Raw genomic sequence first — 25735 nt, forward strand, 5'->3', positions numbered from 1 at the left:
ATCACCCGCTGGCCGGGCCGCTGCGCAGGTTTTCAGGCAACCATGTGGCCACTTCGGGGAACCAGATCAGCACGAAAACCATGAAAACCATGATCGCAAACATCGGCAGCGCGGCCTTGGTGATATAGCCCATCTCGTGATTGGTCATGCCTTGCAGCACGAAGAGGTTGAAGCCAATCGGCGGGGTGATCTGCGCCATCTCAACCACGACCACGACGAAGATGCCGAACCAGATCAGGTCTATGCCCGCACCGCGCACCATCGGCTCGACCACGGCCATGGTCAGCACGACCGAGGAGATGCCATCGAGGAACATGCCCAGCACGATGTAGAAGACCAGAAGCGCCATCAGCAGCTCGAAGCGGGACAGTTCCATCGCCGCGATCCCGTCGGCCAAGGCGCGGGGCAGGCCGGTAAACCCCATCGACAGTTTCAGGAACGCCGCCCCCGCAAGGATCAGCGCGATCATGGCGGAGGTGCGCATCGCGCCCATCAGGCTCTCGCGGAAGCTGTGCCAGTTCAGCGAGCCTTGGAACAGCGCCAGCGTCAGGGAGCCGATGACGCCGATAGCGGCAGCCTCGGTCGCGGTGGCAAAGCCGAGGTACATGGAGCCAATCACGACCGAGATCAGCGCAAAGACCGGCAGCAGGAAACGCGAGTTGCGCAGCTTGTCGGCAAAGCTCATGTCGGTCTCGACATCGGGGTTCCAGTCTTTCGACAGCTTGCTGGTGATCGCGACATAGCCCATGAACATCAGCGCCAGCAGCAGGCCGGGCATGACGCCGGCAAAGAAGAGCTTGGTGATGCTTTCGTTCACCGTCACCCCGTAGACAATCAGCGCCAGCGAAGGCGGGATCATCAGGCCCAGTGTCGCGGCGCCCGCCAATGTGCCGATGATCATCTTCTCAGGATAGTTGCGCGCCCGCAGTTCGGGGATCGACATTTTGCCCACGGTCGTCAGCGTCGCAGCGGAGGAGCCGGAGACGGCGGCGAAGACCGTGCAGCCGACGATATTGGTATGCACCAGCCCGCCCGGCAGTTTCGCGAGCCAAGGCGACAGCCCGCGAAACATGTCTTGTGACAATCGTGTGCGGTAAAGGATTTCGCCCATCCAGACGAAAAGCGGCAGGGCCGTCAGCGTCCAGCTAGAAGAGCTGGCCCAGATGGTGGTGATCATCGCGTCGCCGACGGGGCGGGTGGTGAAAAGCTCCATCCCGACCCAGGCCACGCCCATCAGGGCGAGCCCGACCCAGACACCGGTGCCGAGGAGGAAGAACAGGACGATCAGGAACAGGGCAATGGCGTAAATCTCGGTCATGGCGTCATTCCCCGAAGCTTTGATCGACTAGGTCACGGGTGACGCGGTGGTCGCCCTTGAAGATGAGATGCAAAAGGTTGTCCGTCAGCGCGATGGCGAGGATGCCGCCGCCGATGATCATGACAGATTGCGGTATCCACAGCGCGGTGGCATCTTGGTCTTGGCTGACCTCGTTGAACTTCCACGACCAGTAGACGAACCAATAGGCGTAATAGGTGAAGTACCACGCGACCGCCGCCGCCACGGCGAAGCACCAGATATCAAGCAGCCGCTTCCCGCCCGTGCTCAGCGCATTGAGCAGGATCGACACGCGAATATGCGAGCCGCGGTTCAGCGCATTTGCAAAGGCGAGGAAACTTGCCCCGGCCATGGCATAGCCCGCATAGCTGGCCGCGCCCGGAAAGACATTGCCGGTCCAACGGGCGACCATCTGGGCCACGATCAAGGTGAGGATGGCCACCAGACAGAGCGCCGCCAGCGCCCCCGCCCCGATGTAAAGCCCGTCCAATAGTCTGCGCAGCGCCTTCATCTGGCTCTCCCTCAGTCAAGTCATGCCCCGGCATGAGAACGGCGGCCCGAATAACGGGCCGCCGCAGGTTTCGTGATTATTGCATCGCCTTGTAGTCGTCGACGATCGCCTGACCGTCTTCGCCCGCGGCTTCGAGCCATTCTTGCGTCATGGTCTCACCCACTTCACGCAGGCCGGACATCAGCTCTTCGCTGGCAGGCTCCACGTTCATGCCGCCTTCGCGCAGCCCGTCATAGGTGAACTGGGTGTAGTCCTTGGAGGCTTGCAGGCCACGTTCTTCGGCCTCGGTGGCGCAGGTGGTGATCGCCTCTTTGTTAGCGTCCGTGACTTCGGCCCAGACATCGGCGTTCACCATCACGTAGTTGCGCGGCAGCCAAGCGTCGACCTCGTAGAAATGCGTCAGGCTTTCCCAGACCTTCTGGTCATAGCCAGTGGCCCCCGAAGAGATCATCGATTCCGCCACGCCCGTGGCGAAGGCTTGGCTGACTTCGGCGGCCTCGATGGTGACGGGCGACATGCCGGTCAGCTCGGCCAAACGCGCGGTGGTGTTGTTGTAGGAGCGGAACTTCACGCCCTTCATGTCCTCGACCGAGCCGACTTCTTTCTTGAAATAGAGCCCTTGGGGTGGCCATGGCACGTTATAAAGCAGGACGAGGTTCTGCTCTTCCAGCACGGCTTCGACTTTGGGCTTGGCGGCTTCCCAGAGCTGCGCGCTCGCCTCGAAAGAAGGCGCGAGGAAGGGGATGGAGTCAAAGCCGAAGACCGCGTTCTCGTTCTGGTGGCCAGAGAGCAGACGCTCCCCGATCTGAACCTGACCGGTCTGGATCGCGCGTTTGATGTCGGCCCCAGCGAAAAGCGCGCCGCCCGGATGTACGGTGATTTCGATCTCGCCGCCGGTGGCTTCGGTCACGCATTCGGCGAATTGCACGCCGTTCTCGGAATGGAAGTTCGAGGCCGAATAGGCCATAGGCATATCCCATTTCTCGGCCGCGAAGGCGGGCATGGCGGTGCCCAGTGTCAGGGCGGTCATCGCCGCGCCGGCCATCAGTCTTGCTGTCAGTGTCATTTGGTTTCTCCCTTGTTTATTTGCGTGCGCGCTTGGCGTTATCTGTCAAAGCGCTGGAGGTTATACGGGGTTAGATCCGTGTTTGGCGGCTGCCCCGTGATCAATCCGGCGATCAGTCGGCCCGTTTTCGGCCCGCCCGTCAACCCGATGTGGTGATGCCCGAAGGCGGTATAGACCCGGCTCGTCCCGATCTGCCCGATCAGGGGCAGCGAGTCGCTGGGGGCGGGTCGGTGCCCCAGCCATTCGATCTCTTCCTCGGCGGTGAGGTTGGGAAAGGCGGCCTTGGCCTGACGGCGCAGCAGCGCCAGTGGCGCTTTGGATGCGCCCGCCTTCAGCCCGCCGAATTCGACGATCCCGGCGCAGCGCAGCCCCTCGGCCATCGGCGTGGCCACGAATTTGCCCGCTGCCATCATGGTGGGGCGCGACGGGCCGCCCTCAGCATCCTTGAAGACGATGTGGTAGCCGCGTTCGGACTCCAGCGGCACATTGATCCCAAGCTTGCGCATCAGCGGTTTCGACCAGACGCCGGTGGCCAGCAGCACGTCGTCGCAGGGCAGCGGGCCTTGGTCGGTTAGGACCGAAGTGACCTCTTCATCAAGGATCGTGATGTCCTCAACCTCGGCCCGTTTAATAGTGCCGCCCATCCCCTCAAACGCCTTGGCCAGCGCCCGGACATAGCCGCCGGGGTCGGCGATGAAACCGTGGTCGGCCAACCGGGCGACGCAGGTGATTTGCGGGCCATAGGCCGGGTCGAATTCCTGAACCGCGCCGCCTTCGATGATCTCTGGCACGAAGCCCGCATCGCGGCGCAACGCCCATGTGTAGGCTTCGGCCTCAAACGCCGCGCGGCTGGTATAGGCAAAGCAATAGTCGCTGTCGTGGACCCAATCGGCCAGCCCCAGATCGGCACAGAGTGCCTTGTGTTGCGCCACGCTGTCACCGACGATGGGCGCCAACCCGGCAGAGATGCGGCGGGTGTCGGCATCATTGGCGTGGGCCATGTAGCGGCGCAGCCACGGCAGCAGGCGGGGCAGATAAGGCCAGCGCAGGAACAGCGGGAACTCGGGGTCGCGCAGCATGCCGGGCGATTTCCGCATCAGGCCCGGCCCGGTCACCGGCGCAACGCCCGCCGCCGCCAGCACGCCACCATTGCCATGCGAGGTGCCGCGCCCCGGCTCAGACCGGTCCAGCAGCGTCACCTCCGCTCCGGCGCGGCGCAGCCAGATTGCGGCAGAGACGCCCACAATCCCGGCGCCGATAACGACGACATGCTGGCTCATGGGTGGCGGCTTTCGATTTCGCGTTGGGTCATGGCTGGGTTCCTTTGGGGCATCTTTTACTCAAAAAATCACCACGTCAACAAAATGCTGATAAAATGTCATCGTTCGAGTTTCACTTGTCTCGCGCTGCCCGCAAAGGCACCCTGCGCCCAAACGGAGGGCATATGGCAAACGAGACAGGCGCGCGGCTGGGGATACTGATGCTCGACACGCGGTTCCCCCGCATTCTGGGCGATGTCGGCAATGCGGGGAGTTGGCCCTTTCCGGTGCGCTATGCCGTTGTGCCGGGGGCCACGCCCGAAGCCATCGTTTGCGATGAATTCGAACCCTTTGTGCAGGCATTCATCGCGGTGGGGCGGGGCTTGGTCGCCGAAGGCTGCACCGGCATCGCCACCACCTGCGGGTTCTTGGCCCTGATCCGGCCCCGTCTGGCCGAGGCGTTGGGCGTGCCTGTTGCTGCCTCGGCGTTGGAGCAGGCCGGGCAGATCGCGGCTTGCCTGCCGCCCGGGCGCAGGGTGGGGATTTTAACGATCTCGGCCAGCACCCTTTCGCCCGCCCATCTGCGCGCGGCGGGCGTGCCCGAAGGCAGTCCGGTGATGGGGTTGGAAGGCAGCAGTTTCGCCCGGACGATCCTTGGCAATTTGCCCGACCTCGACGTGCCGCAGGCGCGGACCGAGATGGTGCAGGCGGCACAGCGCTTGGTGGGGGCCAACTCGGATGTCGGGGCGATCCTGTTGGAATGCACCAATATGGTGCCATATGCCCCCGACATCGCGGCGGCGACCGGGCGGCCCGTGCATTCTATCCACAGTTATCTCAACTGGTTTCACGCAGGGTTGCTGCCGCCCCGTTTCGCCTAAAGCGGCGCGCGCAGCCAGCCGTCGACAAAGCGAACTTTGCTCACCCCGGCGAGGGGCAGGAGCCGGTGCACTTCCGCCTCAAACGCCACCTGCCGCCCCTTGCCCCAGCGGATGCCACGCTCGGGCCACAGCGCAGTGATGCGCAGCTCATCCACATCGCGATGCGCTTTCATATCAACGCGGCCCACCAGCCTGTCGCCCTGTAGCAGCGGAAAGACATAGTAGCCGTATCTACGCTGCGCCTCGGGCACGAAGACCTCGATCCGGTAGTCAAACCCGAAAAGCCGTTCCGCGCGTTTGCGGTCGCGCAGGGCCGGGTCGAAGGGGCTGAGCACGCGCAGACGTTTGGGCGGGTCGCGGGTGAGGGCGGGGTCTTCGGCCCAACCGGGGCGGACAAAGGCAGGGCGGAGGCTGCCATCGGCGGCCTTGATATCGATCTCCTCCAACCGCCCGGCGGCCTGTTCGGCCGCGCACCATCCGCGCGCCTCGGCGGGGGAGATATGGGCCCAAAAGGCGGCCAATTCCCCCGCCGTGGCAAAGCCCAAACGCGCCAGCGCCTGATCGCAGCACCAGTCGATCGTCTGCCCCGTGCCGGGAGCATTGGCCGGATCGTGCAGCACGGCGGGCACCACCCGTTCGGTCAGATCATAGCGTTTGCGAAACCCCTCGCGCCCGGTCACCGCCAGCGCGCCGCTGCGCCACAGATACTCCAGCGCGGTTTTCGACGGATGCCACTGCCACCAGCCTCCGCTGCTGCGCGGCTCGTCCCGGCCCACATCTGATGAGGTGACGCTGCCCTCCGCGCGGACCTGCGCCAGCACGCTTTGCATCTGCGCTTCGAAATCATGGCGCTGCCAGTCCTTCCAACGGCCCAGCAGCTTTGCCGCATCGCGGGTGCGGCGCAGGTGCCACTGGGGGTAGAATTCCATTGGGATGACGGCGGCGTCATGGGTCCAATGCTCAAACAGGGCGCGGTCTTTTTCATAGAGCCGTTTCAGGGCAGCGGGGCGATACCGAGGACGCCGTGCAAAGAGGATCAGATCATGCGCCCGCGCCACGGTATTGATGCTGTCGAGCTGCACAAACCCCAAGTCATGGATCAGCTTGAGCAGTGCCGCGCCATTGGCCGGGCCCTGCGGCGGGTCGGACAGCAAGTGACGCGCCAAAAACAACCGCCGCGCGGCGGCACTGGCGAGCCTTGGGCGGCTCACCCCTGACGGCGGCGGCGCAGGGTATCTCCCAGCGACAGTGTTGGCGTCAGGGTGATCTGGGTCTGCATCTCCGGGTCCGGCTCAGGCTGGGTCTGGTTGAGGATGATCCGCGCCGCGGCCTGACCGATCTCGTTCCGGCAAGCGTCCATCGTCGCCAATTGACGCGGCAGACCTTGCAGCAGTTCGACGTTGTTGAACCCGGCAAGGCCGATCTGGCCGGGAATGTTGATGCCTTGGTCGATCAGATGCAGTAGCCCGCCCGCGCCGATCATGTCATTGGAATAATAGAGGAAATCAAGGTCGGGCGAGCGTTCCAGCATCTCTTGCGTCATCTCGCGCCCTTTGGCCAGCGCGGAGCCGCCGGAGTAAAAGGCGCGGTCTTCGATCTCTACCCCTGCCTTGGCGAGCCCCTCGGTGAAACCTTCGAACCGTTTGCGGGCGCGGTGATCCAGCGGCATTTTCGTGCCCATGAAACCGATCCGCTCATAGCCTTCGCGCAGGATCGCCTGCGCCATCTCGCGCCCCGCGCGGCGGTGCGAAATACCCACCATCGCGTCGACGGGTTTGCCGTCGGTGTCCATAATCTCGACCACGGGAATGCCGGCGTTGCGCAGCATGGCGCGGGTGGCGTCGGAATGTTCCAGCCCCGCGATGATCACCCCCGAGGGCCGCCACGAGAGCATCTCATAGAGCACCCGCTCTTCCTTTTCGGGGAGGTAATCCGTCACCCCCACGACCGGCTGCAGCGGCGTGTCTTCAAGCACCTGATTGATGCCGTTCAGGACTTCGGGAAACACCATATTGCCCAGGGACGGGATCACCACCGCCACAAGGTTCACGCGCTGGCTGGCCAGCGATCCGGCGATCTGGTTGGGCACATAGCCAAGCGCCTTGGCGGCGGCGAGAACGCGGTTACGGGTGGCTTCCGACACGTCGCCCCGCTTGCGCAGGACACGGCTGACCGTCATCTCGGAAACGCCGCAAGCATCGGATACATCACGCAGGGTCAACGGGCGTTTGGGGGGGGTGCTCAATTTGGTTTTCCTGTTTGCCTCACCCATAGGTAGCGCGAAGCGGGACGCGCGATCAAGCACTGCCGCAGTCAGGCCGTGCAGTCAGGTCGTGCAGTCGGGCCGGGACACCGCACCAATCGGTTGCCATTCTGCCGATGACATCGCCCCGTGCTTGCGCTAAACCGCCCCTGTCGGCCCCGTGGCTCAACTGGATAGAGCAGCCCCCTCCTAAGGGGCAGGTTGCAGGTTCGAATCCTGCCGGGGTCGCCATGCGTCTTGCGCGACTGCCAACTTCTGCCCCATTCACCCCCTTGTTGCTTGAAATCCCCATCCGGTCTGTCAGATTGCGCGGGATATAATCAGGAATGGCAGAGGCTTTGATGAAAACAGGAACTTTTGTGATCGGGGCGGCCTTGCTGGCTGTTGCCGGATGTACGGTGCCCGCGACCGCGCCAGATGGCGGGTCGACACGGGTGGGCAATCTGCCAGAGTCGGTGGTGCGCCTTGCCGCGCCGAACCAAGACCTGTCGACGGCGCATCTGCTGCCCGAGGATGGCTGCTATTGGTATCAGCACAGCGGTCCGGTTGAGACGACAATGGTGCCGCTGCGGGCGGTGGGCGGCAATCCGATCTGCACCAAACGCCAAGCCTAATGAGAACGGGGGCCGCTTGTTGGCGGTCCCCCTCCCGCGTCGCGGCTTAGCTGCGCGCGACGACGCTTTCTTCTGCTGAATAGAGATAGGCCGTCGAGCCGGTTCGCACATTCGGGTAGAGTTGGTTAATATGCGCCATGATCATCCGCACACAGCCAGAGCTGGCCCGGCCACCAATGCTGCGCGGCTCGGGAGTGCCGTGGATGCGCAGATAGGTATCGCGGTTGCCTTCGAACAGATAAAGCGCCCGCGACCCGAGGGGGTTCTCAGGGCCGGGGGGCACGCCGTCTTCGAGACCCGCGTAAAGCTCGGGATCGCGCTTGATCATGTTCTGGGTGGGCGTCCAGTGCGGCCATTCGGCTTTGCGTTTGATTGTGTAGGTGCCGGGCTCATAAAGATTGCCGCGCGCAATCGCCACGCCGTAGCGCATCGCGGTGCCGCCTTCTTCGATATGGTAGACATAGCGCGCAACGGCATCGACGTGAACGTCACCGACGCGCAAATTGTCGTTCGCCACAACCCGCTGCGGCAGGAAACGCGGGTGGACGCCCCAAGGGTTGCTGGTCGCCGGGTCAAACCCCGCCGGGGTGATCCGCGCGTCCCAAGCGGCTTTCTCCGCTTCACTGGGGCGGGTGCGTGCCATCAAAGGCGTGGCAATCGCGCCAGAAAAAAGCGCTGTGGTGGTCTGAATAAAATGACGTCTTGTCAGCATGTGGTCGCTCCGTGGTTGACCTCTCTGCGCAGGGCAGGGTCGTATGCGTGTATGAAAGACTAACGGCCTTCCCCCGCCGGAGGTTCAAGGAAGAAGGCCGTTGCTAAAGAGAATGTGATCTAAAACACACGGTTTTCACGAAAACAGGGGCGCGCAGGGGGCTGCGCGCCCCGAAGGCACTGGGGGTGAGGGTGGGGTTGGCGGTGCTCGCTCAGCCACGGCCCCGGTAGGGCGGCACGCCCTGATCGGGGATCCAGACGCCTTCGGGCAGGGGGCCGGTCTGCCAGAACACATCAATCGGGATGCCACCGCGCGGATACCAATAACCACCAATCCGAAGCCATTGTGGATCAAGGAAATCGGCCAAACGACGTGCGATTGAGATCGTACAGTCCTCATGAAACGCGCCGTGGTTGCGGAACGATGTCAGGAACAGTTTGAGCGATTTCGATTCCACCAGCCACGGGCCGGGCACATAGTCGATCACCAGATGGGCAAAGTCCGGCTGGCCAGTCATCGGACAGAGCGAGGTGAACTCGGGCGCGGTGAAGCGCACGTTATAGGCCACATCGGCCTGCGGGTTCGGCACCCGCTCCAACTCGGCCTCGTCGGGGCTGGCGGGAATGCGGGTCTCACCACCGAGTTGTTTGAGATTGCTGTAGATGTCTTCGGACATAGGTGTCTCCATCGGTCAGACGCCGCGCTTGTTGCCCCAGATCAGGACGTGAAGCTGCGGCAGGATACGGGGGGCGAACCAGTGATCGGTCATGGCAAGGTCGGTCAGCCAACCCAGACGGTCGGCCAGCGCCTGCGGGTCAACCGGCGTGGCGGGGTCGACCTCGGGATTGCCGGGCTGGAGGTAGAGCGGGATATCGGGGTGATGCGCATGCACTTCGCGGGCCCAGTGGTAGTCGATCTCATCGAAGATCACGATCTTCATCACCTGTTGGCGCGCCTGAGCGCCGAAGGCCCGGCAGGCATCGAAGGCATCCCAATCGACAGTCTCACCGCTTGAGGGCGGTTTGGGAGAGAGCACCAGCGTATCAAGATCGGCAAACCATGGTCGCGCGATGGAGCCTTGGGTCTCGCAGGCGAAACGGTAGCCCGCGGCCTGCCCCATCTGGATCAGCGGGCCGAAATCCTGAATTGCCGGGTTGCCACCGGAAAGGGAGACGGTCAGCGGTTGATCCTTGGAGAGTTTGCAGATCTGGCGCCAGATATCCTCGGTCGACATGGGGGCCCAGCTATGGCGGTATTGGCTGTCGACGGCGTGCAGGCTGTCGCACCAGCTACACCGATAGTCACAGCCGCCCGCGCGAACGAATACCGTCGGTTCCCCGATCAGCGCGCCTTCGCCCTGAATGGTGGGGCCGAAAATCTCGGCTATGCGCAGGCTCATGGCCGGTATTCCGCCCATGTCTTGGGGGTCTCGCTGACCAGCACCGCGCAGGTTTCGGGCCAACGCGCGGCGCACCAATCGTGGAAATGCTTTGCCATATTCTCGGCCGTGGAGAGGCCGTCCATCACATCGTTCAGATGCCGGTGGTCAAAGTGATCGTCGATATAGGACTTCAGCGGCTTCAGGTCGTGATAATCGCGCACGAAACCGTCGGCATTGAGCGTCTCGGCGGCCAGTTCGACCACGACGATATAGTTGTGCCCATGCAGCCGCGCGCATTGGTGGTCGTCGGGCAGGTGGGTCAACTGGTGGCTGGCGGAGAAGTGGAATTCTTTGCGAATACGGAACATCAGCCTTCCCCTCGTGCGGCGAGTGCCGTGGTCCAATAGTCCGGGTCGGCATAGACCGTCGGGTCGGTGACATCGGCCAAATGAAAGGCTTCGCGCCGCTCGACACAGGTGCCGCAGCGCCCGCAATGGACCGCGCCGCCTTTGTAGCAAGACCACGTCTCGGCGAAAGGCGTGGCATGGCGCGCGCCTTGGCGGACGATCTCGGCCTTGCTTTGCTCGACGAAGGGCGTGTGCAGGCGCACATCGGCATAGCCGTCGAGTGCGGCCTGCTGCATTGCGTCGAAGGCGCGGGTGAAGCCGGGGCGGCAGTCAGGATAAATGAAGTGGTCGCCACCATGCACGGCGGTCGCCACGGCCTCATCGCCTTGCGCTGCCGCGATGCCAAAGCCGATCGACAGCATGATCGCATTGCGGTTCGGCACGACGGTGATCTTCATCGTGTCTTCGGCGTAATGCCCATCGGGCACGTCGATATCGTCGGTCAGGGCGGAGCCTGACAGCGCAGCACCGATGCCGCGCATGTCGATCAGGTGGAACGGCACGCCAAGCCGTTTGGCGGCGGCTTCGGCGAAGTCGACCTCCTTGCGGTGGCGCTGACCATAGTCGAAAGAGACAAGCCGGGTGAGGTGATGTTCAGCGGCGGTGATATGCGCAAGCGACACGGAATCGAGTCCGCCTGAGCAGATGACAAGTGTTTTCATTCTGGGGCCCTTGTTTTGATGTCCGGGTAGGCTGCGACCGGATGGCGGGGCTTATTTCAGAATCTTCAGGGATTGCAAGCCTTCCGGGCAGCGGCGCGGGGTCGCAGGCATGGGAGCCGGGAGGGCCCTGTCAGAGCCCGTTAAAATAAGGGATTTGGCCTTAACGATTAAACCTAAGTTAACTTTAGCCAGGTCCGAATCCGCGCTAAGGTGAGGATATGTTGAAAAGCAGCCAAAGCGTCACGCTTGACGCCAGCCATTATGAATTGATCGAGGCGATGACCGACGAAGTGGTCATCCTTGACGCCACCGGCGAGATTGTCGCGGTAAATATGGCGTGGAAGCTCTTTTGCGAAGAGAACGGCGGGGACGCCGGGTCGCATTATGTCGGGGCCAATTACTTTGACATCTGCAAAGCGGCGGTGATGGATTCCGTGGTGCAGGCGGAAACCGTTTTGGACGGGCTGCGACAGGCATTGAGAACCGGTGCCTCATTCGAGGGGGAATACCCCTGTGATGGGCCGGGCGTGCGGCGCTGGTTTCAGCTGAACGCCAACCGCATGACAATCCAAGGCGCGCCCTGCCTGCTGTTGCAGCACCGCAATGTCACCACGCGCCGCATGGCCCATGACGATATCGAGCGTGCCCATGTGCAGGCGGAAACCTTTGCCGCCCTCGTGGCCACTACGGGCGAAGCGATCCTGACCTATGATATGGATGGCCGTATCATCAGTTGGAACCCCGCCGCCGAGCGGCTTTATGGCTATACCGAAGAGGAGGCATTGGGCCGGTCGGTCGAACTTTTGTATCCGCCGGATTGGCCGACACGGGTGCTTGAATATCGCGATCAGATTATGGCGGGTAAGCTGCGCCAGTTCGATGCGGTGCGGGTCGCCAAGGACGGCACCGAGCGGCATGTCACAATCGCCTGCACGCCCATTCGGACGCTGTCGGGGGATATCGTCTCGATCTCGAATATCCACCACGATGTGACCGCGACGCGCAAAGCCGAAGAGGTGCGCGATCTCGTCTCGCGTGAGGTCATCCACCGCGCCAAGAACATGCTGTCTTTGGTGACGGCGATGCAGCGACAGACGGCGAGTTCGGCCGCCTCGCTGGCGGAGTTCAACAAATCCTTCGGGGACCGTATTCAGGCGCTGGCCCGTTCAACCGATTTGCTGGTCGATGGTGGATGGTCCTCTGTGGACCTTGCACAACTGGTCCGGGCGCAATTGGACCCCTTCTTGCATTTGCAAGGCAAGGGGGTGGATGTGGCAGGCCCCACCGTCGCATTGGGGCCGCAGGCTTTGCAATTGATCGGCATGGCGCTGCATGAACTGGCGACGAATTCCACCAAATACGGTGTGATGAGCGGCGGGCGCGGCGATATCCGGTGCCATTGGTCGCACACCGAAAAGGGCGGTCTCCGTTTCCAGTGGGTCGAGACCGGCATCACATTTGATTCTTCCGCCAAAAAAGCGTCTGGCTTTGGCAGCAAGGTGCTTTCCGTATTGGCCCCCGCCATGGTCAATGGCTCGGCGGATACGGTGACCAGTGAAGACGCGCTGACTTGGACCTTGACGATCCCCGCCGCGCATCTTGGCAAGGTGGCCTGAAGCTCACGCGACTTTGCGCCTCGGGGGATGGATGCCCGCAAGGACCGTTCCCGGTGGCGCTAAATGGCGCTTTTGCGGAACTCTCCTGCGCTGGAAACTTGTTCCTTCCCCAGACACGTCGTTTGGAGAAGCAATAGGAGGCTAGGATGGCCGAAGGACAGGAAAAGACCGCAAAGCTTTACCGCATGGTGATGGAGCAGCACCTCTGTCCCTTTGGGTTGAAGTCTAAAGACCTGCTGGAACGGCGGGGCTATCACGTCGAAGATCACCACCTGACGACGCGCGAAGAGACCGACGCCTTCATGGCAAAAGAGGGTGTGGAAACCACGCCGCAGACCTTCATCGACGGTGAGCGGATAGGCGGCTACGACGATCTGCGTGTGCATTTCGGTCTGGACAAGCCCAAAGAAGAGCAGTCGGACACCAGCTATCAGCCCGTCATCGCCATTTTCGGCGTGGCCTTCCTGATGGCATTGGGCCTTTCTTGGTACGCCTTTGGCAGCATCTTCACCCTGCGGGCATTTGAATGGTTCATCTCGATCTCGATGTGTTTCCTCGCCGTACAGAAGTTGCAGGACATCGAGAGCTTTTCGACGATGTTTTTGAACTACGACCTGCTGGCGCAGCGTTGGGTGCCCTATGGCAAGGTCTACCCATTTGGCGAGGCGCTGGCTGGTATCCTGATGACAGCCGGTGCGCTGACATGGCTGTCGGCCCCCGTCGCGATTGTCATCGGCGCGATCGGCGCGGTGTCGGTGATCAAGGCGGTCTATGTCGACAAGCGCGAGCTGAAATGCGCCTGTGTGGGCGGCTCAAGCAATGTGCCGCTCGGGTTCGTCTCGCTCACCGAAAACGTCATGATGCTGGGCATGGGGATTTGGATGTTGATCAAGGTCTACGGCTAAGCGGATCGGGGCGCGCCGAGGTTTGGGCGTAGGCAGGTATCTGGGGATTATCTGGTCGGGCTGAGAGGATTCGAACCTCCGACCCCCTGCTCCCGAAGCAGGTGCGCTACCAGGCTGCGCTACAGCCCGACCGATGTGCAGCGCATAGCGCAGCGTGGCGTAATTGGCAATTGGTCAGTTGTAGGGATTTTGCGGTGCGGATGGGGATATCGGGCGCAGTTGGGGGCGCTGCCCCCGCAGCCTTTGGCTGCTCCCCCGCGGGTATTTAAGAAAGGATGAAGGGGGAAGGGGCGGGGCGTGAACCCCGCCGCGTTTCTTTAGAGGCTCGCGTCGAGCGCTTTGAGGATCGCGTCGCCCATTTCCTCGGTCGTGATGGGGGTGCCGCCTTCGGGGCCCATCAGATCGGGGGTGCGGGCACCATCGGCTAGTGCCTGTTCGACGGCTTTTTCCAAACGGGCCGCTTCTTCGCCTTGATCGAAGGAGTAGCGCAGCGCCATGGCGAAGCTGAGGATACAGGCGATCGGGTTGGCTTTGCCTTGGCCTGCAATGTCGGGCGCGGAGCCGTGGACGGGCTCGTAGAGGGCTTTGGGACGGCCTTCGGCATTGGGCGCGCCGAGGCTGGCGGAGGGCAGCATGCCGAGGCTGCCCGTGAGCATGGCGGCGCAGTCGCTGAGGATGTCGCCGAAAAGGTTATCGGTGACGATGACGTCGAATTGTTTGGGGGCTCGGACCAGTTGCATGGCGCCGTTGTCGGCGTACATATGGCTGAGTTCGACATCGGGGTATTCGGCATCGCGGACCCGTTGGGTGACTTCGCGCCACAGGATGCCGCTTTCCATGACATTGGCTTTTTCCATGGAGCAGACTTTGTTGCCCCGGCGGCGGGCGAGTTCAAAGGCGGAGCGGGCGACGCGCTCAATCTCGCTTTCGGTGTAGCGCTGCGTGTTGATGCCGACGCGTTCGTTGCCTTCCTCGAAGATGCCGCGCGGTTCGCCGAAGTAGACGCCGGAGGTCAGTTCGCGCACGATCATGATGTCGAGGCCCGCGACGATGTCTTTCTTGAGCGAGGAGAAATCGGCCAGCGCGTCAAAGCATTGTGCCGGGCGCAGGTTGGAGAAGAGGTCCATTTCCTTGCGCAGGCGCAAAAGGCCGCGTTCGGGTTTCACGGAGAAGTCGAGGTCATCGTATTTCGGGCCGCCCACCGCGCCTAAGAGCACCGCGTCGACTTCGAGAGCGCGGGCCATCGTGTCGTCGTGCAGCGGCGTGCCGTGTTTGTCATAGGCGGCACCGCCGACCAGATCATGCTCTACGTCGAAGGCCAGATCGCGCTTTTCGCCGAACCAATCGATGATGCGCGTGACCTGCGCCATAACCTCGGGGCCGATGCCGTCGCCGGGGAGGATGAGCAAGGATGGGTTGGCCATGGGAAACTCCTGAAAATACGGTTAGAGATTGGGTAGCCTGCGGGTTCCGGAGGGTCAAGATAGCGGCGCGTCAGCGGGTGAGGTCGACCCAGATCAGTGCATGGCGGCTGGCGTCTTTTCCCTCGGGCCAAATGAGGCCAGCGTCGAGCACCTGCCAGTCGCGGGAGGGCAGGATGTAGTCGACGCGCATCGGGCCGGTTTGCAACCAGTTGACTGTGGGTTGGTCGGGCAGCGGGTCTTGCAAGGTGGGGTGGGACAGCAGGGCGGTAATGGCGTCGCTGCGTCCGTCGCCGCGTTTGGGGTCTAGGTTGGCATCGCCCAGTAGGATGAAGGGATGTGTAGGCGGGGTGCCGATGTTTCCGGCAAGGTGGTGAGACCAGAAGGCTGTTTCATCGTGGTTGCGCCGGCCGTTGCGGTCTTCGGGGCCGTCGAAAACGGGCGGGGTGGCGTGGTAGGTCAGCAGGGTGACTGGGCCGTCGGGCAGCTGGACGGGCAGGGACCAGTGGCTGTTGGACGACAGGCGTTGCGTGGCATGGGCTTCGGCTCCGCCGAAGGGGGTGCCGTCGATCATCGGGTAGAGCGTGCCGGGGAGGTCGCGCCAGAGGAGGGTGCTGAAGTCCTGAAGGTCTTCTGTCTGGAGGGGATGGCGTGAGAGGATCGCCATGGCGCCTTGTCCGAAGAAACGGCCGTAGCCCTGGGCGTCGCGGGGGCTACCGCGTTTGCCGTCTGCGTCGAGGTCCGCGCCGCTTTGACGGCCTGCATTGGGGGGCGCGGCGAAACGGTGGGGGTAGGGCGCGCCTGCGGCGGTGAGGGCGTCGGCAAGAGCGTTGAGGGCGCTGCGTTCGAGATCGTAGTCGATGCCTTGGAGGGCGATGATATCGGGATTGGCGGCGGCGATGGTTTGCACCACCGAAGCGATGCTTGGGTCATCGCCGCGCAGGATGTCGCGCAGCAGAATGCCCGGCCCTTTGCGTGACAATTCGGTGTTGAAGGTGGCGATGCGCAGCGGTTCGGCCTGTGCGAAACCAGTCAGCAGGAAAAACGCCAGCAGCAGGCGGATCAGGCGGCCTGCATATGCGCTTCGGCGTAGGCGCGGCGGCGTTTGTCGTGGATCATCTCGGCCACGCGCCCCATGGCGATGCCCCGCATGATCATACTGGCCGGAAGGAATGCCCATGCGCTTATTGTCCAGATCATGGTTTGCGGATTGCTCAGTGAGATCGGATCTAGCAGATCGGCGGTGGCTTTGACCACTGCGGGGATGATGAAGGGCAACAAGAACCCAAGCGCGATGTTGATCCGTGCATCGCGTTGCAGACGGTAAAGCACGTCGCCTCCGGCGGTTGGGTCAAAGAGCGGCAGATTCACCCAGACGTTAAAGGCGCCTTGGCGGGCGGGCCAGCCCATGACCCGCACCAGCACCACGAATGTCGCCAATGCGATGAGCGAAACGAGGTAGGCCAGCCCCGCTGCCGTGCGGATCAGATTGACCGCCTCATAGGGGGCATCGGCGGGCATCATCAGCACGACCAGCCGCACCGGGGAATAGGGGAAATCAAGCGCGTTGCCCAAGATCACGCCGAGCGAGGTCAGTGCGCCTGTCAGCAGGGTGGGGGCCGCTTGGCCCCGTGCGATCAGCGACAGAACGACGATGGTGAACAGCAGGCTGATGAACCGCAGCCGATTGAAGGGCGGCGCATCGCGAAATTCGACGATGCTCGGTTGGCGCGAGTTGTATTCCATGAAGGTCAGGATCGACGCGATACAGGCAAGGAGCACGGTGATCTGGCTCGATTCCGCATCGGCACCCGGCAAAAGGAGCGCGGGTGTGGCTATCAATAGCGCCACCAATAGGCCACGCGTCGCCGCGCCTGTCATTCGTCCGATCACTGCTCTGCCCTTCCAAACTGGCCAGACGCGATACATTGCCGCGTGCTTGTTCCAACTTGATGGCCCCGGTTGCTGGGGCTCGCCTCATTATTGTCCAATTTTTGCCTTCTTTCCGCGCGCGCCTCAAGGCTCCGCGTGGAGAAGAGCAGGGTTCTGGGGTATTTTGAGGGAAAGGGTGGTGCGTTCTTGCATCAATTCCGTGGCAGGTTGATGGCAGGCCGCAACATCTTGTGGGCGCTGGATTTACGCCCACAAGTTGAGTTTAGAAATAGCCCTTAGACCCAAGGACGGCTCTGGTTGAGCGAATCCTCATAGGTGTCGATCGCCGTGCCCTTTTCAAGCGTCAGGCCAATGTCGTCCAGACCGTTGAGCAGGCAATGCTTTTTGAAAGCGTCCACTTCGAAGGGGAATTTCTCACCGTCGGAGGTTGTGACGGTTTGACCTTCGAGGTCGATGGTCATCCGCGCGTTTGAGCCTTTTTCGGCGTCCTTCATCAGCACATCGACCTGCTCTTGCGGCAAGACGATGGGCAGGATGCCGTTCTTGAAGCAGTTGTTGTGAAAGATGTCCGCAAAGCTGGGCGCGATGACGCAGCGGATGCCGAAATCCTTGATCGCCCAAGGCGCGTGTTCGCGCGAAGAGCCGCAGCCAAAGTTGTCGCCCGCGACGAGGATCTGCGCGTCGCGGTATTGCGGTTGGTTCAGCACGAAATCGGGGATTTCGTTGCCTTCGCGGTCATAGCGCATTTCGTCGAACAGGTTCACGCCAAGGCCGGAGCGTTTGATCGTTTTGAGAAAGACCTTGGGGATGATCATGTCGGTGTCGATGTTCACCAGCGGCATAGGAGCCGCGGTGCCGGTGATTTCTGTAAACTTTTCCATCGGGTTATCCTTCGGAGATTGCGGGAACCGCGCTGCTGAGCGGCGCGTTCTAAGCAAATGGGGTATTAGGAGGGCATGGCATGTCGTACCAAACCGGCACGAAAGTGGAATGGGACTGGGGCAATGGCACCGGGACCGGCAAGATCGTCAAGAAATACACGCAAAAGATCACGTTGAAGCTGCAGGGCAGCGAGGTGACCCGCAAAGCGAGTGATGACGAACCGGCCTATAAGATCGAGCAGGACGACGGCAGCGAAGTGCTGAAGTCTGGCAGCGAGTTGCGCAAGGCCAACTGAGCCCCGCGCAACGCGCCCGGTATCCACGCCCCGGTCGGTCACGCCAATTCGCGCACGTCGGTCAGGTGACCAGTGAGAGCAGCCGCCGCGGCCATGCCGGGCGACACGAGATGCGTGCGCCCTTTATAACCCTGACGCCCCTCAAAGTTCCGGTTCGATGTGGCCGCGCAGCGTTCGCCGGGGGCGAGCTGGTCTGGGTTCATCGCCAGACACATCGAACAGCCCGCAAGACGCCATTCGAAACCGGCCTCGCGGAAGATATCCGCCAGACCTTCTTCTTCGGCCTGCGCACGCACGAGGCCCGAGCCGGGTACGACCATGGCCCGCAAACCGTCTTTGATCTTCTTGCCTTTCAGCACGGCGGCAGCGGCGCGCAGGTCTTCGATGCGGCCATTGGTGCAGGAGCCGATGAAGACGGTGTCGATCTGGATATCGGTCAGCTTCTGGCCCGGTGTCAGGTCCATATACTCCAGCGCGCGTTTCACCGCGTCGACCTTGCCGCCTTTAAAATCCTCGGGCGCAGGAACGACCGAAGTGATCGGCAGCACGTCCTCGGGCGAGGTGCCCCACGTGACGACCGGCGCGATGTCTTCGCCTTTCAGCGTCACGACCTTGTCCCAATGGGCGTCTTCGTCAGAGAAGAGCGTTTTCCACCAGTCCATCGCCGCTTCCCATTGTGCGCCTTTCGGGGCGTGGGGGCGGCCTTTGCAATACTCAAAGGTCTTTTCGTCCGGCGCGATCAGCCCCGCGCGCGCGCCGCCCTCGATCGCCATGTTGCAGACGGTCATGCGGCCTTCCATCGACAGGTCGCGGATCGCTTCGCCGCAATATTCGATGACATAGCCGGTGCCGCCCGCGGTGCCGGTGGCGCCGATGACGGAAAGGGTGATGTCCTTGGCCGTGACGCCGGGGCGCAGCTTGCCGGTGATCTCGACCTTCATGTTCTTGCCTTTGCGCTGGATCAACGTCTGGGTTGCAAGAACGTGTTCAACCTCGGAGGTGCCGATGCCATGCGCCAGCGCGCCAAAAGCGCCGTGGGTCGCGGTGTGGCTGTCGCCGCAGACGACGGTCATGCCGGGCAGGGTCCAGCCCTGCTCGGGGCCGACGATATGCACGATGCCTTGGCGCACATCCGAGACGGGGTAATAATGCACGCCGAACTCGCGCGCGTTTTTGTCGAGCGCGGAAACCTGAATGCGGCTGTCCTCGGTCATCGCCTCGGGGTCTTCGCGGCCTTCGGTGGTTGGCACGTTGTGATCCGGCACGGCGATGGTTTTGTCCGGCGCGCGCACGGTACGCCCTGACATGCGCAGCCCTTCAAAGGCCTGCGGGCTGGTCACTTCGTGGACGAGGTGACGGTCGATATAAAGCAAGCAAGTGCCGTCATCGGCTTCGTGGACGACATGTGCGTCCCAGATTTTATCGTAAAGCGTCTTGGGGGACATGATGGTCCTCTCCCGTGGTTTGGAATGGCTATGGGTGTGGCTGAGAGGGCTGGCTTATAGTCGGGCCAGAACGCTATGCGTCGCGCCGAAAAAGCGTTCGCGCAGACGCGCACGGTCGCAAAGATCAAACACCAGTATCATGGGGCCTTGGATATAGACCCTGAGCGAGTCTCGCAAGGTGGCATCGTGGGGCGGTGTGCGGGGCCGGTCGCGCGGCGGTTCTTGCTCTGACGAAGAGCCTGTGCAACCGTGATCTTCCTGAGTTGCAAAGGCCGTACATGATCCCTGAGTCCCACCCTTTCTCGAACTTCCTTCTATCGCTTCAGGCTTTGTTCGATGGGGTGCTCGGCTTTGGTGAGAGCGTCCTAAGCCCCGGTTGGCGGCAGAACCAGATTTTGATCTTGCTGGCCTTAGTTGCGCTGGCGTGGATCCTGCATCGGGTCACCGGCGTGATGCTGCAAAACTGGGTCCGCTCGCGCGAAGGGTGGTCCAAGTGGCAGTTGCGGGTGGTGGTGCAGGTCAAGCGGCGGCTGGGGCTGATGTGGTTCGCGCTGCTGGCGGTGCTTTTGTATCAGGTGATGCAGAACGTCACTTGGCCATCGCGGTCTTATCTTATCGGCTTGGCGGCGACTTTGGCGGCGATCTATGTCGGCATCGCCTTTGCCGCGCGTCTGGTGCGCAACCGCCCGCTGCGGCGCATGGTGACATGGGGGCTGTGGATCTATGCCACGCTCTACATGCTGAATGTCGCCGATGATGTGGCGGTGTTTCTGGATGACGTGGCGCTGACAATTGGGGAGTTCCGGCTGTCGGTATTGACCGTCCTGACGGCTTTGGTGGTGGTCGGCGCGTTGCTGACCATAGCACGGCTGGCCAGCACGACAACCGCCGCGACGATCCGCAAAAACGAAGACATCAGCCCGTCGATGCAGGTGCTGGCGGTGAAGGGCGTGCAGATCCTGCTTTATGGTTTGGCGTTCTTTATCGGCGTGCGGGCCGTGGGGATTGATCTGACGGGGCTGGCGGTGCTCTCGGGTGCGATTGGTGTGGGCCTTGGTTTTGGTCTGCAAAAGGTCGTGTCGAACCTCGTCTCGGGCGTGATCATTCTGCTCGATAAGTCGATCAAACCGGGCGACGTGATCAGTCTGGGCGAGACCTTTGGCTGGATCCAAACGCTCGGCGCGCGCTATGCCTCTGTGGTCACGCGGGACGGCAAAGAATACCTGATCCCGAACGAAGACCTGATCACTGGCCAAGTGGTGAACTGGTCGCATTCCAATGACTTTGTGCGCCTCGATATCTATTTTGGCACGGCCTATTCGGATGATCCGCATGTGGTGCGCAAGCTGGCGGTCGATGCGGCCAAGGGGGTCGACCGGGTGCTGAGCTACAAGGCGCCCGTCTGTCATATCGTCGGCTTTGGCGATTCGTCGGTGGACTATATCCTGCGCTTCTGGATCAAGGATCCGACCGGCGGGCTGACCAACATTCGCGGCAATGTCTATCTGGCGCTTTGGGATGCGTTCAAGGAAAACGACATCTCGATCCCCTTCCCGCAGCGCGAGGTGAAAGTCATCGAAGACAGTCAATTGGCGCTCTCAAGGGTGGCGGCGGCAGAGAATTTGTCTGACTAGGCGGGGATTTGCGCCCCGGTTCACGCGGAGCGCATAGGGTCCATTGAAAAATCTGGCCTATATCGCTAAATTAGGGGGGGCTCGGCACCGGGGCAAGCGTTCAGCATTGGCGGTGCATTACGAAGGAGGACAATGTCCTGTCTCTTAACGTTGACGCAGCGCAGGCTGCTGACCATGGGGCCGCAATGACTGCCGCCTCGCAAATCGCAACCAGCGACGACCTGCTGGCGCTTATCCTTTCCTCGCTGAATGACGACAAGGCCGAAGACATCGTGCAGATCGATCTGCGCGGCAAAACGGCCATCGGCGACTATATGGTGATCTGCTCGGGCCGCTCCACGCGGCAGGTCTCGGCGATCTCGGAAAAGCTGGCGCAGGCCGTCAAAGACGCCACCGGACGTACGTCCAAGATGGAAGGCCGCGAAACCGGCGACTGGGTCTTGATCGACACCGGCGACGTTGTTGTGCATGTCTTCCGTCCCGAAGTGCGTGAGTTCTACCAGCTCGAAAAGATGTGGCTGGGCGGCGAAGACGCGGCTGCGGTCATGCCGCACTGATCCTGCTTTTGCGGGACTAAGCCATGCGGGTACATATCTGCGCCATGGGCCGGCTTCGCGCCGGTCCCGAAAAATCACTTGTCGATGATTATCTCACCCGGTTCGACCGGACCGGGCGCGGTCTGGGCCTTGGTCCTGCGCGTGTGGTCGAGATGGAAGATAAGAAAAACGGCGGCATGGCTGCCGAGGCCGTTCTGCTGCGGCGCGCCATCCCCCAAGGGGCGGCGATCTGCGTGTTGGATGAGCGCGGTAAGGTCGAAACCTCCCCCGCTTTCGCCGAACGTCTTGGCACATGGCGTGATGCCGGGCGGGGCGATCTGGCCTTTGTCATCGGCGGGGCGGATGGCATTGATCCCAGTCTCCGCGCCGAGGCGGATCACGCGCTGTCTTTTGGCAAGATGGTCTGGCCGCATATGCTGGTGCGGGTCATGCTGGCCGAACAGCTTTACCGCGCCGCCGCGATCCTATCGGGCGGGCCTTATCACCGGGTCTGAGGCTTAGGGGGCAGGACAGCGGGATCAGGGTAGCGGGATCGTCACCAATTCCGGCGACCAGCCACTCACACTGTCGCGCGCCTGAATGCTGACTTCAGTCATCCCATCCGGGATGCGCACGCCCGACAGCGAGCGGGTGAAGGGCTGTTCTTTGGTATGCGGATGCGCCAGATTGCGCGTGCCCAGAGGCTCCCCCTCGGGGTCCAGAATGCGCCAAGCATCGGCATAGTGATCCCAACCGCTGTCGTTGTGGCGGATGGTAACGTCAAATCTCCACAGATCCCCCTGACGATCGACCGTGACATTCAAAATGTCGGGCGGATCGGCCAAGGCCGGCATGGCAAATGCCAATAGGGAGAGAATGAGGCTGCGTTTGAACATGTGGCACCAATAAAACAACAAACTGAATATAGCGCATTTCGGAGGGGTTCCAAGGTAAGCACAGCGCGGCGCCGCGCAATTCACCGTGAGGCTGCAAATTAGTGGTGCAATTGCACCAAGCGCGCGGCAGTCTGGTCAAACCGGCGGCATAGTCTTTATGCTGCGGGTCAAGAGGAGGGACCGCGATGCAGATGCCAACACCGGATGCCGGGATCATTGCGCGCAAGGCGCGAGTCGTGGCGCGGCTGCGTGCGGCGCTGCCCCGCAATGCCGTCATCGACGACGAGCATGAGACCCGCGCCTATGAATGCGACGCGCTCACGGCCTATAAATGCCCCCCTTTGGCCGTGACCCTTCCGGCCAGCACCCAAGAAGTCTCCGCCGTGCTGCGGATATGTCATGAGGAAGGCGTGCCTGTCGTGCCGCGCGGGTCGGGCACGTCGCTTGCTGGTGGGGCTTTGCCGACCGCCGATAGTGTGGTGCTGGGCGTGGCGCGGATGGCCGAGGTGCTTGAGGTCGACTATGACAACCGCCTGATGCGGGTGCAAACCGGGCGTACCAACCTCAGCGTGACCGGCGCAGTAGAAGAGGATGGGTTTTTCTATGCGCCTGATCCGTCCAGCCAGCTGGCCTGCGCCATCGCGGGCAATATCGCGATGAACTCGGGCGGGGCGCATTGCCTGAAATATGGGGTCACCACGAACAACCTGCTGGGCGTCACGATGGTGATGATGGATGGCGAAGTGGTAGAGATCGGCGGCGGCTATATGGATGCAGGCGGGCTGGACCTTCTGGGGCTGGTCTGTGGCTCCGAAGGTCAGCTGGGCGTGGTGACAGAGGCGACGCTGCGGATTCTGCCCAAGCCCGAAGGCGCGCGGCCCGTGCTGATGGGCTTTGACGACAACGCCGTGGCGGGAGCCTGTGTCAGCGACATCATCAAGGCCGGGGTGCTGCCGGTGGCGATCGAATTCATGGACCGCCCCTGTATCGAGGCGACGGAGGCTTTCGCCCATGCAGGCTACCCGATGTGCGAGGCGCTGCTGATCGTCGAGGTCGAAGGCTCCGACGCCGAGATCGACCACCAGCTTGCCCTGATCACCGAGATCGCCCGCCGCCACAACCCGGTGGAACTGCGCGAAAGCACCAGCGCCGAAGAAAGCGCGGCGATCTGGCTGGGCCGCAAATCGGCCTTCGGTGCGATGGGGCAGATCAACGACTACATGTGTCTGGATGGCACGATCCCGGTGAACGAACTGCCGATGGTGCTGCGGCGCATTGGCGAGATGTCGGACAGCTATGGCCTTAAAGTCGGCAATGTCTTTCACGCAGGCGACGGCAATATGCACCCGCTGATCCTTTTTGATGCCAACAAACCCGGCGATCTGGAAAAGTGCGAAGCCTTCGGCGCGGATATCCTGCGGCTTTGTGTCGAGGCGGGCGGCTGTCTGACCGGGGAGCATGGCGTGGGCATCGAAAAGCGCGATCTGATGCATGTGCAATATGCCCCGGCAGATCTTGAGGCGCAGTTGGCGGTGAAAGACGTGTTTGATCCGGCGTGGCTGTTGAACCCGGCCAAGGTCTTTCCTTTGGATGTCACGGAAGGGCGGCGCGGCAGCGGCGCATCGGTGGCCGCGTGACGGTAACGACTGAAGCAGAAGTGGTCGAGGCGATCCGAGCCGCGCAGGCGCCCTTGTCCCTGCGGGGCGGCAATACACGCGGCATGGCCGGGCCGGGATCGGACCTGTCGCTTGCCGGATTGCGGGGCATCAGCCTCTATGAGCCGGGCGCGCTGACGCTGGTGGCACAGGCGGGCACGCCGGTCTCCGAGATTGAGACGACATTGGCCGCCGAAGGGCAGCGGCTGGCCTTTGAGCCGATGGACCACCGCGCGCTTATGGGCCGCAGCGGCACGCCGACCATCGGCGGGGTTTTTGCGGCGAACGTTAGCGGCCCGCGGCGGCTTGCCATCGGGGCGGCGCGGGACTTTCTTTTGGGCGTGCGCTTTGTCGATGGGCAGGGGAACGTTATCAAAAACGGAGGCCGGGTGATGAAGAACGTCACCGGCTATGATCTGGTCAAGCTGATGGCCGGGTCGCGTGGGACATTGGGCGCGCTGACCGAGGTGTCGCTAAAGGTGCTACCCATCCCGGAAACCAGCGCAACGCTCGTGCTTTCGGGGCTGGACGACGCCGCTGCCATCGCCGCCATGGCGCTGGCCATGCGCAGCCCCTTTGAGGTTACCGGCGCGGCACATGATCCGGCGCAGGGGCTGTCATTTCTGCGGTTGGAGGGGTTTGAGACCTCGGTCTCCTACCGGACGGGGCGGCTGAAGGATTTGCTGGCCGCAACGGGGGCCGAGCTTGAGGTGCTGGGCGCAGAGCCCTCCGCGACCCTCTGGCGCGAGTTGCGCGATGTTGCGGCCTTTCATGGGGCGGCGGGGGATGTCTGGCGGGTGCACTGCCGCCCGACCGAGGCCCCCGCGCTGGCGGCAAAGGCCGGGGCCGAGGCGCATCTTTATGACTGGGCCGGGGGGCTGATCTGGCTGCGCATGGCGCCCGGCACCGACCTGCGCGCGCGGTTGGGGCGGTATGACGGTCACGCGACCCTATTGCGGGCTGAAAGCGCGGCGCAGACGCTGCCCCGGCAGGAACCCGAAGCGCCGGGCGTGGCGCGGTTGACGGCGGGGCTGAGGGCCAAGTTCGACCCGCGCGGCATCTTCAACGCCGAAGCCTTGGCGCTGACCCCATGACATTGGTGCTGGTCTTTCTCATCGTTTTTCTGATCGGCCCGTTTCTGTTCAAGGCGCTGATCGCCGTGCCGCCTTCCCTGCGGGCCGTCCGCACCTTGGGGGCGATGGTCTTGGCCGCCTTTTTATTCGCCACCGGCCTGCGCTATGGACTGCTGCGCTATTGGAGCGACAGCCCGTGGTTGCTGGGGGTCATCGCCCTCACCCTCTGGGCCGCTTGGATCGGGGTGATCGCGCTGGTGGTCCAAGCGCTGCGCCGCGCCGATCCGCGCCCCGCCATGCGCCGGTGGAGCGGGGTTTTGGGGGCCATAGGCACAACGGTGCCGTGGTTCGGCCTTGTCCTCGCCAATCTGATGCGCAGCACATCGTAACGG

Annotated in this window: 28 protein-coding genes and 2 tRNA genes; 12 read left to right on the forward strand and 18 right to left on the reverse strand. The window is 62.6% G+C overall.

What is annotated here, in order from left to right; genetic code table 11:
* Position 1: 1 nt before the first annotated feature.
* From K3758_RS01365 to K3758_RS01380, 4 genes are all read right to left on the reverse strand, one after another.
* Positions 2–1318: a TRAP transporter large permease gene (locus K3758_RS01365; protein ID WP_067631300.1), complete on the reverse strand. Its 1317-nt coding sequence runs from the start codon at positions 1316–1318 to the stop codon at positions 2–4.
* 4 nt (positions 1319–1322) lie between these two features.
* Positions 1323–1847, reverse strand: coding sequence for a TRAP transporter small permease (locus K3758_RS01370; protein ID WP_259947061.1), 525 nt, complete (start codon positions 1845–1847; stop codon positions 1323–1325).
* Between the two features lie 76 nt (positions 1848–1923).
* Entirely contained in the window at positions 1924–2913 is a 990-nt protein-coding gene (locus K3758_RS01375) for a TRAP transporter substrate-binding protein (protein ID WP_259947063.1), read from the reverse strand.
* Between the two features lie 38 nt (positions 2914–2951).
* Positions 2952–4193 (reverse strand): FAD-binding oxidoreductase, encoded by a 1242-nt coding sequence (locus K3758_RS01380; RefSeq protein ID WP_259947065.1) that lies wholly within the window; start codon positions 4191–4193, stop codon positions 2952–2954.
* Between the two features lie 164 nt (positions 4194–4357).
* Between K3758_RS01380 and K3758_RS01385 the strand changes: the two genes are divergently transcribed.
* A complete protein-coding gene (locus K3758_RS01385) occupies positions 4358–5053 on the forward strand; it encodes an aspartate/glutamate racemase family protein (protein WP_259947066.1) in 696 nt (231 codons plus the stop codon).
* On the opposite strand, the gene K3758_RS01390 is transcribed toward K3758_RS01385, so the two are convergent.
* Complete coding sequence (locus K3758_RS01390; protein ID WP_259947067.1) at positions 5050–6264, reverse strand: winged helix-turn-helix domain-containing protein; 1215 nt, start codon at positions 6262–6264, stop codon at positions 5050–5052. The genes K3758_RS01385 and K3758_RS01390 overlap by 4 nt on opposite strands.
* Positions 6261–7298: a LacI family DNA-binding transcriptional regulator gene (locus tag K3758_RS01395; protein ID WP_259947068.1), complete on the reverse strand. Its 1038-nt coding sequence runs from the start codon at positions 7296–7298 to the stop codon at positions 6261–6263. The genes K3758_RS01390 and K3758_RS01395 overlap by 4 nt, the downstream gene beginning before the upstream one ends.
* Positions 7299–7470: 172 nt before the next feature.
* On the opposite strand from K3758_RS01395, the gene K3758_RS01400 reads away from it, so the two are divergent.
* Both K3758_RS01400 and K3758_RS01405 read left to right on the forward strand, forming a co-directional pair.
* Positions 7471–7547: transfer RNA gene (locus tag K3758_RS01400), tRNA-Arg, on the forward strand.
* 110 nt (positions 7548–7657) lie between these two features.
* Positions 7658–7930, forward strand: coding sequence for a hypothetical protein (locus K3758_RS01405; RefSeq protein ID WP_259947069.1), 273 nt, complete (start codon positions 7658–7660; stop codon positions 7928–7930).
* Between the two features lie 46 nt (positions 7931–7976).
* On the opposite strand, the gene K3758_RS01410 is transcribed toward K3758_RS01405, so the two are convergent.
* The 5 genes from K3758_RS01410 to queC all read right to left on the reverse strand — a co-directional run bounded on the left by K3758_RS01410 (position 7977) and on the right by queC (position 11092).
* Positions 7977–8642 (reverse strand): L,D-transpeptidase, encoded by a 666-nt coding sequence (locus tag K3758_RS01410; RefSeq protein ID WP_259947070.1) that lies wholly within the window; start codon positions 8640–8642, stop codon positions 7977–7979.
* A 211-nt stretch (positions 8643–8853) separates the two neighbouring features.
* Complete coding sequence (gene queF / locus K3758_RS01415) at positions 8854–9318, reverse strand: preQ(1) synthase (protein ID WP_259947072.1); 465 nt, start codon at positions 9316–9318, stop codon at positions 8854–8856.
* A 15-nt stretch (positions 9319–9333) separates the two neighbouring features.
* Positions 9334–10041, reverse strand: a complete 708-nt coding sequence (gene queE, locus K3758_RS01420) for a 7-carboxy-7-deazaguanine synthase QueE (protein WP_259947074.1) — start codon at positions 10039–10041, stop codon at positions 9334–9336.
* On the reverse strand, positions 10038–10391 hold the full coding sequence (gene queD / locus K3758_RS01425; RefSeq protein ID WP_259947075.1) for a 6-carboxytetrahydropterin synthase QueD: 354 nt from the start codon (positions 10389–10391) through the stop codon (positions 10038–10040). Before queD ends, queE begins: the two co-directional genes overlap by 4 nt.
* Positions 10391–11092, reverse strand: coding sequence for a 7-cyano-7-deazaguanine synthase QueC (gene queC, locus K3758_RS01430; RefSeq protein ID WP_259947078.1), 702 nt, complete (start codon positions 11090–11092; stop codon positions 10391–10393). The genes queD and queC overlap by 1 nt, the downstream gene beginning before the upstream one ends.
* Positions 11093–11310: 218 nt before the next feature.
* Here queC and K3758_RS01435 point away from each other — a divergent pair, with 218 nt between their 5' ends.
* Entirely contained in the window at positions 11311–12708 is a 1398-nt protein-coding gene (locus tag K3758_RS01435; protein ID WP_259947079.1) for a sensor histidine kinase, read from the forward strand.
* A gap of 146 nt (positions 12709–12854) precedes the next feature.
* The gene (locus tag K3758_RS01440; protein ID WP_259947080.1) at positions 12855–13613 is read left to right on the forward strand and encodes a glutaredoxin; all 759 of its coding nucleotides are present in this window, start codon (positions 12855–12857) and stop codon (positions 13611–13613) included.
* Between the two features lie 52 nt (positions 13614–13665).
* On the opposite strand, the gene K3758_RS01445 is transcribed toward K3758_RS01440, so the two are convergent.
* The 5 genes from K3758_RS01445 to leuD all read right to left on the reverse strand — a co-directional run bounded on the left by K3758_RS01445 (position 13666) and on the right by leuD (position 17808).
* Positions 13666–13742: transfer RNA gene (locus tag K3758_RS01445), tRNA-Pro, on the reverse strand.
* Positions 13743–13930: 188 nt separating this feature from the next.
* On the reverse strand, positions 13931–15037 hold the full coding sequence (leuB, locus tag K3758_RS01450) for a 3-isopropylmalate dehydrogenase (protein WP_259947081.1): 1107 nt from the start codon (positions 15035–15037) through the stop codon (positions 13931–13933).
* Between the two features lie 70 nt (positions 15038–15107).
* Positions 15108–16214 (reverse strand): endonuclease/exonuclease/phosphatase family protein, encoded by a 1107-nt coding sequence (locus K3758_RS01455; protein WP_311201526.1) that lies wholly within the window; start codon positions 16212–16214, stop codon positions 15108–15110.
* Positions 16097–16927 (reverse strand): hypothetical protein, encoded by an 831-nt coding sequence (locus K3758_RS01460; protein ID WP_259947082.1) that lies wholly within the window; start codon positions 16925–16927, stop codon positions 16097–16099. The genes K3758_RS01455 and K3758_RS01460 overlap by 118 nt, the downstream gene beginning before the upstream one ends.
* 275 nt (positions 16928–17202) lie before the next feature.
* Complete coding sequence (leuD, locus tag K3758_RS01465; protein WP_120349936.1) at positions 17203–17808, reverse strand: 3-isopropylmalate dehydratase small subunit; 606 nt, start codon at positions 17806–17808, stop codon at positions 17203–17205.
* A gap of 80 nt (positions 17809–17888) precedes the next feature.
* On the opposite strand from leuD, the gene K3758_RS01470 reads away from it, so the two are divergent.
* On the forward strand, positions 17889–18104 hold the full coding sequence (locus K3758_RS01470) for a DUF2945 domain-containing protein (RefSeq protein WP_120349937.1): 216 nt from the start codon (positions 17889–17891) through the stop codon (positions 18102–18104).
* Positions 18105–18142: 38 nt separating this feature from the next.
* Here the strand turns inward: K3758_RS01470 and leuC are convergent, their stop codons facing one another.
* Positions 18143–19549, reverse strand: a complete 1407-nt coding sequence (gene leuC / locus K3758_RS01475) for a 3-isopropylmalate dehydratase large subunit (RefSeq protein ID WP_067940991.1) — start codon at positions 19547–19549, stop codon at positions 18143–18145.
* A 278-nt stretch (positions 19550–19827) separates the two neighbouring features.
* On the opposite strand from leuC, the gene K3758_RS01480 reads away from it, so the two are divergent.
* The 3 genes from K3758_RS01480 (at position 19828) to rlmH (ending at position 22234) form a co-directional block, all read left to right on the forward strand.
* Entirely contained in the window at positions 19828–21183 is a 1356-nt protein-coding gene (locus K3758_RS01480) for a mechanosensitive ion channel family protein (RefSeq protein ID WP_259947090.1), read from the forward strand.
* Positions 21184–21368: 185 nt separating this feature from the next.
* The gene (gene rsfS / locus K3758_RS01485; protein ID WP_067631153.1) at positions 21369–21740 is read left to right on the forward strand and encodes a ribosome silencing factor; all 372 of its coding nucleotides are present in this window, start codon (positions 21369–21371) and stop codon (positions 21738–21740) included.
* Positions 21741–21763: 23 nt separating this feature from the next.
* Complete coding sequence (rlmH, locus tag K3758_RS01490; protein WP_259947093.1) at positions 21764–22234, forward strand: 23S rRNA (pseudouridine(1915)-N(3))-methyltransferase RlmH; 471 nt, start codon at positions 21764–21766, stop codon at positions 22232–22234.
* 24 nt (positions 22235–22258) lie between these two features.
* Here the strand turns inward: rlmH and K3758_RS01495 are convergent, their stop codons facing one another.
* Positions 22259–22615 (reverse strand): hypothetical protein, encoded by a 357-nt coding sequence (locus K3758_RS01495; protein ID WP_259947094.1) that lies wholly within the window; start codon positions 22613–22615, stop codon positions 22259–22261.
* A 185-nt stretch (positions 22616–22800) separates the two neighbouring features.
* On the opposite strand from K3758_RS01495, the gene K3758_RS01500 reads away from it, so the two are divergent.
* The 3 genes from K3758_RS01500 to K3758_RS01510 are packed head-to-tail and all read left to right on the forward strand — an operon-like array spanning position 22801 to position 25732.
* Positions 22801–24252 (forward strand): FAD-linked oxidase C-terminal domain-containing protein, encoded by a 1452-nt coding sequence (locus K3758_RS01500; RefSeq protein WP_259947096.1) that lies wholly within the window; start codon positions 22801–22803, stop codon positions 24250–24252.
* Positions 24249–25364: an FAD-binding protein gene (locus K3758_RS01505; RefSeq protein WP_259947098.1), complete on the forward strand. Its 1116-nt coding sequence runs from the start codon at positions 24249–24251 to the stop codon at positions 25362–25364. Before K3758_RS01500 ends, K3758_RS01505 begins: the two co-directional genes overlap by 4 nt.
* A complete protein-coding gene (locus K3758_RS01510; protein WP_259947099.1) occupies positions 25361–25732 on the forward strand; it encodes a hypothetical protein in 372 nt (123 codons plus the stop codon). The genes K3758_RS01505 and K3758_RS01510 overlap by 4 nt, the downstream gene beginning before the upstream one ends.
* The last annotated feature ends 3 nt before the right edge of the window (positions 25733–25735 follow it).

The sequence above is a fragment of the Sulfitobacter sp. W002 genome (genome assembly GCF_025142135.1).
Lineage (GTDB): Bacteria > Pseudomonadota > Alphaproteobacteria > Rhodobacterales > Rhodobacteraceae > Sulfitobacter > Sulfitobacter profundi.

Bases quoted from the DNA above. Each gene is read 5' to 3' on its own strand.
- leuB (WP_259947081.1), bottom strand. From the start codon at position 15,037: ATGGCCAACCCATCCTTGCTCATCCTCCCCGGCGACGGCATCGGCCCC.
- K3758_RS01375 (WP_259947063.1), bottom strand. From the start codon at position 2,913: ATGACACTGACAGCAAGACTGATGGCCGGCGCGGCGATGACCGCCCTG.
- queF (WP_259947072.1), bottom strand. From the start codon at position 9,318: ATGTCCGAAGACATCTACAGCAATCTCAAACAACTCGGTGGTGAGACC.
- K3758_RS01370 (WP_259947061.1), bottom strand. From the start codon at position 1,847: ATGAAGGCGCTGCGCAGACTATTGGACGGGCTTTACATCGGGGCGGGG.
- K3758_RS01410 (WP_259947070.1), bottom strand. From the start codon at position 8,642: ATGCTGACAAGACGTCATTTTATTCAGACCACCACAGCGCTTTTTTCT.
- K3758_RS01405 (WP_259947069.1), top strand. From the start codon at position 7,658: ATGAAAACAGGAACTTTTGTGATCGGGGCGGCCTTGCTGGCTGTTGCC.
- K3758_RS01365 (WP_067631300.1), bottom strand. From the start codon at position 1,318: ATGACCGAGATTTACGCCATTGCCCTGTTCCTGATCGTCCTGTTCTTC.
- K3758_RS01500 (WP_259947096.1), top strand. From the start codon at position 22,801: ATGCAGATGCCAACACCGGATGCCGGGATCATTGCGCGCAAGGCGCGA.
- queE (WP_259947074.1), bottom strand. From the start codon at position 10,041: ATGAGCCTGCGCATAGCCGAGATTTTCGGCCCCACCATTCAGGGCGAA.
- rlmH (WP_259947093.1), top strand. From the start codon at position 21,764: ATGCGGGTACATATCTGCGCCATGGGCCGGCTTCGCGCCGGTCCCGAA.
- K3758_RS01470 (WP_120349937.1), top strand. From the start codon at position 17,889: ATGTCGTACCAAACCGGCACGAAAGTGGAATGGGACTGGGGCAATGGC.
- K3758_RS01510 (WP_259947099.1), top strand. From the start codon at position 25,361: ATGACATTGGTGCTGGTCTTTCTCATCGTTTTTCTGATCGGCCCGTTT.
- queC (WP_259947078.1), bottom strand. From the start codon at position 11,092: ATGAAAACACTTGTCATCTGCTCAGGCGGACTCGATTCCGTGTCGCTT.
- K3758_RS01495 (WP_259947094.1), bottom strand. From the start codon at position 22,615: ATGTTCAAACGCAGCCTCATTCTCTCCCTATTGGCATTTGCCATGCCG.
- rsfS (WP_067631153.1), top strand. From the start codon at position 21,369: ATGACTGCCGCCTCGCAAATCGCAACCAGCGACGACCTGCTGGCGCTT.
- K3758_RS01480 (WP_259947090.1), top strand. From the start codon at position 19,828: ATGATCCCTGAGTCCCACCCTTTCTCGAACTTCCTTCTATCGCTTCAG.
- queD (WP_259947075.1), bottom strand. From the start codon at position 10,391: ATGTTCCGTATTCGCAAAGAATTCCACTTCTCCGCCAGCCACCAGTTG.
- leuC (WP_067940991.1), bottom strand. From the start codon at position 19,549: ATGTCCCCCAAGACGCTTTACGATAAAATCTGGGACGCACATGTCGTC.
- K3758_RS01435 (WP_259947079.1), top strand. From the start codon at position 11,311: ATGTTGAAAAGCAGCCAAAGCGTCACGCTTGACGCCAGCCATTATGAA.
- K3758_RS01385 (WP_259947066.1), top strand. From the start codon at position 4,358: ATGGCAAACGAGACAGGCGCGCGGCTGGGGATACTGATGCTCGACACG.
- leuD (WP_120349936.1), bottom strand. From the start codon at position 17,808: ATGGAAAAGTTTACAGAAATCACCGGCACCGCGGCTCCTATGCCGCTG.
- K3758_RS01455 (WP_311201526.1), bottom strand. From the start codon at position 16,214: ATGGGCATTCCTTCCGGCCAGTATGATCATGCGGGGCATCGCCATGGG.
- K3758_RS01440 (WP_259947080.1), top strand. From the start codon at position 12,855: ATGGCCGAAGGACAGGAAAAGACCGCAAAGCTTTACCGCATGGTGATG.
- K3758_RS01380 (WP_259947065.1), bottom strand. From the start codon at position 4,193: ATGAGCCAGCATGTCGTCGTTATCGGCGCCGGGATTGTGGGCGTCTCT.